1 protein-coding gene is annotated in these 1,439 nt (G+C 35.1%); it reads left to right on the top strand.

The features are described from left to right. Nucleotides 1-355 precede the first annotated feature (355 nt). On the top strand, nucleotides 356-1,399 hold the full coding sequence (locus tag T546_RS0122375; protein WP_330371990.1) for a tyrosine-type recombinase/integrase: 1,044 nt from the start codon (nucleotides 356-358) through the stop codon (nucleotides 1,397-1,399). The last annotated feature ends 40 nt before the right edge of the window (nucleotides 1,400-1,439 follow it).

Genomic DNA, 1,439 nt, shown 5'->3' on the forward strand with positions numbered 1-1,439 from the left:
ACGCAGTATACTTGATACTGTGCTCCTAAATAATTGCATATTTCATCCAATTTTATTATACAATATCTGTCATAAATTGTCAAACCAGCGGAATACATGAAGATATGCGTCTAAATATACAAATTATGCGATATTATAACGGTTCATACTATGAAATTATAGTGTTTATTGACTTATTCGCCGTCAAAGGAAACGTCATAAAAAATACTACATCAGTGAAAGGAGATTAGCAATGGCACGAAGAGGAGAAAACATTTATAAGCGGAAAGATGGACGTTGGGAGGGGAGGAGTCTAAATAAAAATGGAAAATATCATTATTTTTATGCCAGAACATACAGAGAAGTAAAAGAGAAAATGAAGGACTTTAAAGAAGATAATATAAGCAAAACATCTGTGAAAAGTAATAATGCCTCAGAACTTTTCCTTTGCTGGCTTACGGGAGAAGTTTCGATGCGTGTAAAGCCGTCTACATATGAGAGTTATTACCGATGTGTCTACAAACACATAATTCCCTTTTTCACAAAGAAAGAACACAACAATATAACAAAAGAATCCGTCTCCTGCTTTGTAAAATACATAAGAGAAAATGATACTCTGGCAGATACCTCAAAAAAGAAAATATTTTCTATCTTTAAAGTTGCTTTAAAAGAGATATTAAAAGCCTCCCCTCAACTACACGAACTTTTGGATCTTGTAAAGCTGCCAAATACAGAATGTGGAGAAGTGCAGGTATTTACGACAAAAGAACAACAGAAGATTGAACAAGGGGCGTTTAAATGCAATGATCCAAGCGCCATTGGTATAATTCTGTGCTTTTATACCGGAATACGATTGGGAGAACTTTGCGCACTTAAATGGGACGATATTGATATAGAATCAGGAACCATGTCTATTATGAGAACTGTATCCAGGATAAAAGTGTTTGAAAACAATGATAGTAAAACAGCCTTGCATATAGGCATTCCAAAGAGCCGCAAATCTATAAGAAAAATCCCTCTTCCTGAATTTCTTCTGAAGCTGTTAATAAACAGCAGTTTATATAACGGTAGGAATAACGATTTCATATTTACTGGAAATGATACGCCTTACGATCCTCGAAGGTTTCAGAATCTGTTTAAAAGAATATTAAAGGATAATAAAATCGCTGACCGTAAATTCCACACGATCAGGCACACCTTCGCCACCCGAGCCTTGGAGTTAGGGGTAGATATAAAGACCGTCAGTGAATTATTGGGACATTCCGGAGTTTCAATTACTCTTAATGTTTATGCCCATTCTTTGATGGAGCATAAAAAGGCAGCCATAAGTAAATTCAATGATTTATATATAATGAATACACAAGTAGCACCATTCGCCGTCGATTACTCCGTCTTTAATTTGAAAAGTATGTGTTTATAAAAGGATTTTCTAGTGAAACGCAGTATCAAGTATACTGCGT

It is taken from the genome of [Clostridium] aerotolerans DSM 5434 (genome assembly GCF_000687555.1).
Classification (GTDB): Bacteria; Bacillota; Clostridia; order Lachnospirales; family Lachnospiraceae; genus Lacrimispora; species Lacrimispora aerotolerans.